This is a genomic window from Paenibacillus forsythiae T98, assembly GCF_000520735.1.
GTDB lineage: Bacteria > Bacillota > Bacilli > Paenibacillales > Paenibacillaceae > Paenibacillus_AQ > Paenibacillus_AQ forsythiae.
This window is the reverse complement of sequence record NZ_ASSC01000419.1, coordinates 1-6344: the sequence shown is the minus strand read 5'-3', so window position 1 is coordinate 6344 and position 6344 is coordinate 1. Positions and strand designations below refer to the sequence as shown.

Genomic DNA, 6344 nt, shown 5'->3' with positions numbered 1-6344 from the left:
GCCCCAGCCGGTCAAGCGGAAACGGCGTGTTGCATGCGGTCATCAGCAAGTACTGCTGGCTCCCCGGCAGCGTCGGTTTCGGAGCAATCCCCCCGCCGCTGCGGTCCATCGCCAAGCCTGCCAGCCTGTCGAACATGAGCTTGACCTGCCCCGGCACATTGGCGTAATACGTAGGCGCGGACAAAATAACCAGGTCGCTGGAGGCCAGCCGTTCCCATAGAGCGGCAAGCTCGCCGCCGGGAGGGCACACTCCGGATGCCCGGCAATCCGGGCATCCCTTGCAGGCGGAGATGTCCACCTTGTACAAGTCGCAGATGTCCGTCTCCCAGCCTGCTTTCGCTGCCGCCTGAACGGCAATGTGCAGCATCTTCGACGTGATTCCGTCCGGCCGGGGTCCGCCTTTAATGGCGAGAAGCCGTTTCTTCCCCATCTTGTTCCTCCTTTGCGATCATGCGCAGCAGCAGAGTGCAGGCGTATTCCAGCAGCCCGTGCTTGGTGACGCCCATCGTCTCGGAGATATAGCTGCTTTTGCGGTGCGCCACTATAATGAGCGAGGACAGGCTGCTCCAATAGATCAGAATGGTTTCCTTGATCCGCGTGTCCGGATTCACGACCCCGCCCGTAATTCCCTGACGGATCATGACCTCCAGAATGGCGTTAATCTCTTCCCCGACATTGAAAATCTCCCGCTTCACCTGCGGCAAGTCCCCGCTGCCCAGCGGTTGGGTCTGGAAATCGACAATACCGGCGAACAGATAGGGAGAGGCTACATAGAACGTAATCAGACTGCCGCACAGGGCTCGGTATTTGGAAAAAAAGTCCGCCTCCCCTTCCAGACTGCGCAAAATATGCTCCTTAAGCTGCATAAATCCCTTCAGTATGATTCGGTCGTGAATCTCCTCCTTGCTTGGAAACTGAATATATACTGTGCGCTTGCTGTATTCGGCGCTCTTGGCGATGTCATCCATCGTCGTCGCCGCAAAGCCTTTTTCCGCGAACAGCTCCTCGGCCGCAAGCAGAATATTTTCTTGATGCAGGCTTGAGATGGTCTCTTTGCGTGTTGTACGGTCCACAGGAATAAACCTCCAGTTCCAAAAGTAAACTATCAGTTTACTTGAATGGTATCATCTTTTTGGCAGGCTGTAAATCCTGTTTTTGACAGGGGGGGAGGAAAATGCAGGATATGAAACCGGAATGCCGAATAGTTTGAAAGGAATAATTTGAAAAAAGCAAGCGCGAAAGGGGAGTCAAGGGGATGGATACCAGCTTGTATATGATTAGGCATGCTGTGTCTCCGTATCTGCGCGGACAGGAACGAAACCGCGGGTTGTCGGAGCAAGGAGCGGCCGATGCGCGGAGAGTGAAGGCGATTTTGAAGCACGAGGATATTGCGCATTTTGTATCCAGTCCGTATGCGAGGGCGGTCGCTACGATGCAGCCTTTGGCGGAAGAGGCGGGCAAGGAGATTACATTATATGAAGGGCTGCGGGAAAGAGAGTTCGGAGACTTGGACAGGGAATTTGGGGATGAGGAATTGCTTGCTGCGGTCCGCCGTTCTTTTGAAGACAGGCATTTCAAGCTTGACGGGGGAGAAAGCGCTCAGGAAGCGGAAGCGCGGGCCGTGCCGATTATTGAGCAGCTGCTGGGAAAGCATGCAGGGAGTAAAATTGCAATTGGAACCCACGGAAACCTCATGGCGATCATCATGCACTTTTACAATAAAGCGTACGGATTCGATTTCTTGTTGGCGACGACCAAGCCGGATATTTATAAAATGGAGTTTGCGGGGCAGAAGCTTGTAAGTGTGGAGCGGTTATGGCAACCTCAGCTTGGCTCAAAATCATAGCCGCCCCATCAGGGACGGCGTTCGGCAGCGCTTCTTTTTCGAGGTGAAATAAGGATTTATGCGTTCAGACGCTTGTGGTTCTGATGCGCCAGCGTTAGCAGCGCGACGTAGATCGGTTGGACGTTGAACTTTTTGCCGAACTCGAACTTGTACGAGCCGATTTGCGGGCTGTTGGTCTTGAAATACGGCGACTGAATATAGTGGATGGTGATTTCACTGTCATCAAAGCCGGTGCCGCCCGTTTCCATCGTAACTTCGTAGATCGATTCGAGGGGGATGGAAGCAACGCGGGTCTTTTTCCCGGTCACGCCCTGGTGGTCGATAAAAATCAGCCGTTCGTCCGTAAGGATAAACGTATCCCGCACAAGCCGGAATCCCATCTGAATCTTCTCATCCGGCATCAGGTATATTCCGTACTGGCTGTTCAGCTCGGGGATGGAAACCTCAGAGTAATTGCCCAGCAGTCCGCCAAATAGATTAGCCATTTCAAGCACCTCCTGTTTATAGTAACCAATTCGGCGCCCCGGGCGTTTTTCCTGTATGCTTGCTTGAAAATTCTATTTTAAAAATATTATTCTGGACATGGCAGCGAGGCATTTGCAATAACCGGGGCTTTGGCGGGAGCCCTATTCTGCAACCTTTCCGTATGCGTTCCGTCTATTAAGGAGAGGAATAGATCCAGGATTGTCAAATCAACAGGGAGATGACACTTATGATGAACAAGTATATAAAAATGATGACGGCAGGCGTGATGCTCACAGGCATGCTGAGCCTGGCCGCCTGCAGCTCCGGAGGCAGCGAAGCGGCGTCCCCGCCGCCATCCGCGCCGCCTTCGGCATCGCCTGCCCCGGCGACTTCCGCGCCCTCCCCGGAGGCCAGTGACGCCGCGCCGCCCACGGCTGTATCGCCTGCCCCGGGCGGCGGGATGGGGCAAAATACGGCAGCTCAGCTCACAGAGCTGCTTGAGCTTGCCAAGCAGGGCAAAGCGCCCGGGCTTCCGTTCGCCGCGCATACGGATCTTATCGACGATGTGAAGAAGGCCTGGGGCGAGCCGGACAAGGAAGAGGGGGCCGGCCAAGGCATCTATGCTACGTACAGCGCCAAGCATGCGGTGATTGGATTCAACAAGGGCAGCCTGATCTTCGATGTCCGTTCCAGCGCCGCCGAATTGCAGCAGCTGACGCTGGAGCAGATTGAAGAAACGCTCGGCAAGCCGGATGATGTAAAGACGAGTGGGAACGACAGCATCTACATTTACAAGGCGGGAGAGCAGTTTCAATTGAAATTCGTGATTCCGCAGTCTACAGGTAAGGTCGATCACATTTCCGTCTTCTCCGAGCAGGATTCCATCAACAATATGGCCGGTTAGCAAGCGGGCGAAAGGAACGTAATCTGCACGCTCAGAGCAGTCAGGAGGAGGTTCCCGCCTGGCTGCTTTTTTTTCGAAAGTCCCCGCGAAGACTTTGGAGTCGGCTTTGAAGCTTAACACTCCACTTGGCGGGGCTATTTTTGCATACGTCCTGCAACCCCCTGCTGTTCGGCCAAATTGAAACGCAATGCGTTATGATTTTTTGTTGACAATCACGGATTCACGCTGTATATTTATCTTAAATCAAAGATATTTTAATTAAAGATAATTTGTTAAAGATATATGCCGATGATGATTCAATGTCCAATCCAAATCCAATCAGGGAGGCTGTTCATTATGCAAACGATGGTATACACACCCGCCATGCAGGGGAGAGGCGAATTCGATGGAGGGAAAATCAAGGAACAAAAGCCGATCGGCTTCTCGGGCGAAGGATCGGTAATCAAACGGGTGGGCCCGTTATTTTATTGGGCATGGGCCACGTCAAGCACCGAAGCCGGAATCGGCCTGCATCCCCACCAAGGCTTTGAAATTATAACTTATGTGGTACAAGGCAATGCTTTTCACGGGGATACCTTGGGTACGGACAGCACAGTGGGCGCGGGCGGGGCGCAGGTCATGCAGACAGGCTCCGGCGTAAGCCATCAGGAAAGATTGAGTGCGGGTTCGGAGCTTTTTCAAATCTGGTTCGAGCCGGAATTGACGGAAGCAGTGCGGAGAAAGCCGACTTATCGGCAGTATCAGCATGAAGACTTTCCGCAGGAAGTGACCGCAGGAGGAGTTTCCGTAAAGACAGTTATAGGTCCCGGCGCTCCCGTTCAATTGGTCGCAGACAGCGAAATGTGGGATGTTGAAATCGGGGCTGGCGCTCGTTATGTTCAAAAAGTTCCGGCAGGTTATACTCTAACGGCCTTGGCTATTCGGGGGCAAGGAACATGGGCGGAGCCGGGATCGCCGGAGGAATCTGTATCTTTTCAGCACAAAGATTTCATTAAAAAAGCCGTGGAAGCCGATGCGGAAGTGGAAATCATGAACTCATCGGACCAAGACATGCTTCGCCTGATCATGATCAAGGTTCCAACCAAGGTGGACTATCCGCTTTATCCTAAAAGATAAGTACTATCCTTACTTCACGTCTAATATCTTTAAATAAAGATTATTAAATAAAAAATAACTAGGAGATGATTCAGATGCTGGCACTGGGGTTATTGTTGGTTCGTTTGGTGGTAGGGCTGTTGTTCATCGGGCATGGCGCTCAAAAGCTGTTTGGCTGGTTCGGCGGTTATGGCCCGAAGGGAACGGGAGGATGGATGGAGTCGGTCGGCATTAAACCGGGCGTATTCATGGCTGTGTTAGCAGGTCTATTGGAGCTGGTGGGAGGCGCCCTGCTTGCTGTCGGCCTGTTCACCCCGCTTGCCGCCTTGTTCATCACACTGACCATGCTTGGCGCCATCGTTAAAGTGCATGGCAAGAACGGATTGTGGGCAACGGCCAACGGCTATGAATACAACGCTGTCTTGATTGCGGTGGCCGTCCTCATCGCTGTAACGGGTGCGGGTGAATATTCGCTGGATGCGTTGTTGAAGCTTTAATACGGAATCATCCCGGGAAGTACGCGTCAAGGCCGTTTAAGTCCGCAAGTAGGCAAAATAGGTAGAGCGTATCGCCGACGAGCTCGGGCAGGTATCAAGCCAGCCGATTCTCACCTCACGAATGTAAACGGCATGCCTGGATCAAGGCTCGCCTGGAGCGGCGCGCTGAAGATGCTGCGATGATACGAACAACACTCACTTGCCGAGCTGGTGAGGGTAACGGTAAAGCTATTCAAGCGAAGGCTGTGGCTCGGGTAGAAGGAAGGACGTATGGCGGGAGCTTGAAGCTCTTGCCTGCTGCTGTGTTGCAGGTGCATTGAAATGGCGATAGGTCTTGAGCAAGGGAGCAGGACAGGGGAATTTACGAGTGATACGGTGAACCGTATCATAAGTAACGGCAAGTTTTTTGGGCTGGTCTAAAGTGGATAGTGCAATTCAAATCAAATATTTAGGGACTTTTCTTTGTTATGATCAAATAGAAAGGAGGGGGAACTTTCATGTACGAATGGAATGAAATGGTCCAGCTTATGGTGGACTGGGTGGATGCCAATCTATCGGAGACTCAATCCCTTTTGAAGATGTCTGAGCAGTTAGGCTACTCACCTTATTATTGCTCCAGACAATTTAGCGAACTTACGGGGATGACATTGCGGGATTATATTTGGACACGAAAAATTAGCCGTGCTGCCTTGGAGCTCCGCGACACGGATGAACGTGTTCTGGATATTGCAGTGAAGTATGGGTTTTCGTCACAGGAGGCCTTCACGCGAGCATTTGTAAAAGCCTTTCAGATTACCCCAGCAGCCTTCCAAAAAGAGCCTCGGCCCATTCCGTTGGCTATTCGTCTGGAGGTCTTCTCGCCTTATCACTATTTGATCAAGGAGCGGGATAAGATGAGCAACATCCATTTGCAACCGGCAACGATTAAAGTAGAGTTTATTCCAAAGCATAAATTTATTGGTATTTGGGACAAATCCGCACAGAGCTATGGGTCCTTTTGGGAGAATGGCCATAATTGTGATGAAATCAGCGGCATGCTAGAGAGTATGTCCAACCATACACTTCCCGGTCAGTTGGGACAGACGGCGGGGTGGTTTTATCAGGATGGACAAAAGGGTTACTTGTATGGAATACCTGTTTCAACGGATTACGACGGGCCGATTCCGGTAGGGATGGAATGCAAGGTGATTCCGGAATCGGAATATTTGGTCTTTTTCCACCCGCCTTTCGATTATCTGAAGGATAATGGTGCTGTTATGAGGACGGTTGAAGATGTGGCTTGGAACTTTGATCCGAGAAGCATGGGATACGAGTGGGATGAAGGCGTCAAACAGGATTATCAACGTCATTTTCCCGAGGGATATGGATACGCGGTGTTACGTCCTGTAACGAAAATAGATTAACGCCTAGCAAGCAATCAATTCCAGGGCCATCCAATACGGGTTGGCCCTAAAACATGCCGTTACAGGCAGCGCGGTGAACCGTACCATACTACCACAAGTATATAGAACGCAATTAACAAACCAACAGCACCACT

General features: G+C 51.7%; 8 protein-coding genes. 5 read left to right on the top strand and 3 right to left on the bottom strand.

The features are described from left to right. A partial coding sequence (locus tag L692_RS0113555) for a flavodoxin family protein (RefSeq protein WP_025700636.1) occupies positions 1–430 on the bottom strand: 430 nt, incomplete at its 3' end. Further along, a complete protein-coding gene (locus L692_RS0113550; protein WP_025700634.1) occupies positions 402–1073 on the bottom strand; it encodes a TetR/AcrR family transcriptional regulator in 672 nt (223 codons plus the stop codon). The genes L692_RS0113555 and L692_RS0113550, both read right to left, overlap by 29 nt. A gap of 182 nt (positions 1074–1255) precedes the next feature. Here L692_RS0113550 and L692_RS0113545 point away from each other — a divergent pair, with 182 nt between their 5' ends. Further along, positions 1256–1846 carry a histidine phosphatase family protein gene (locus L692_RS0113545; protein WP_025700633.1) on the top strand — a complete coding sequence of 197 codons (591 nt, stop codon included), beginning with the start codon at positions 1256–1258 and terminating at the stop codon, positions 1844–1846. 56 nt (positions 1847–1902) lie between these two features. Here L692_RS0113545 and L692_RS0113540 read toward each other — a convergent pair whose 3' ends face one another. Next, complete coding sequence (locus L692_RS0113540; RefSeq protein ID WP_025700632.1) at positions 1903–2331, bottom strand: PH domain-containing protein; 429 nt, start codon at positions 2329–2331, stop codon at positions 1903–1905. Positions 2332–2561: 230 nt separating this feature from the next. Here L692_RS0113540 and L692_RS0113535 point away from each other — a divergent pair, with 230 nt between their 5' ends. The 4 genes from L692_RS0113535 (at position 2562) to L692_RS0113520 (ending at position 6210) form a co-directional block, all read left to right on the top strand. Further along, positions 2562–3215: a YjgB family protein gene (locus tag L692_RS0113535; RefSeq protein WP_025700630.1), complete on the top strand. Its 654-nt coding sequence runs from the start codon at positions 2562–2564 to the stop codon at positions 3213–3215. A 336-nt stretch (positions 3216–3551) separates the two neighbouring features. Further along, a complete protein-coding gene (locus L692_RS0113530) occupies positions 3552–4331 on the top strand; it encodes a pirin family protein (RefSeq protein WP_025700628.1) in 780 nt (259 codons plus the stop codon). Positions 4332–4405: 74 nt separating this feature from the next. Further along, positions 4406–4807: a DoxX family protein gene (locus L692_RS0113525; RefSeq protein ID WP_025700626.1), complete on the top strand. Its 402-nt coding sequence runs from the start codon at positions 4406–4408 to the stop codon at positions 4805–4807. Between the two features lie 497 nt (positions 4808–5304). Beyond that, positions 5305–6210 (top strand): helix-turn-helix domain-containing protein, encoded by a 906-nt coding sequence (locus L692_RS0113520; RefSeq protein WP_025700625.1) that lies wholly within the window; start codon positions 5305–5307, stop codon positions 6208–6210. The last annotated feature ends 134 nt before the right edge of the window (positions 6211–6344 follow it).

Excerpts from the sequence above, each read along its gene's own strand:
- L692_RS0113545 (WP_025700633.1), top strand. The coding sequence starts at position 1,256 with ATGGATACCAGCTTGTATATGATTAGGCATGCTGTGTCTCCGTATCTG.
- L692_RS0113540 (WP_025700632.1), bottom strand. The coding sequence starts at position 2,331 with ATGGCTAATCTATTTGGCGGACTGCTGGGCAATTACTCTGAGGTTTCC.
- L692_RS0113535 (WP_025700630.1), top strand. The coding sequence starts at position 2,562 with ATGAACAAGTATATAAAAATGATGACGGCAGGCGTGATGCTCACAGGC.
- L692_RS0113530 (WP_025700628.1), top strand. The coding sequence starts at position 3,552 with ATGCAAACGATGGTATACACACCCGCCATGCAGGGGAGAGGCGAATTC.
- L692_RS0113525 (WP_025700626.1), top strand. The coding sequence starts at position 4,406 with ATGCTGGCACTGGGGTTATTGTTGGTTCGTTTGGTGGTAGGGCTGTTG.
- L692_RS0113520 (WP_025700625.1), top strand. The coding sequence starts at position 5,305 with ATGTACGAATGGAATGAAATGGTCCAGCTTATGGTGGACTGGGTGGAT.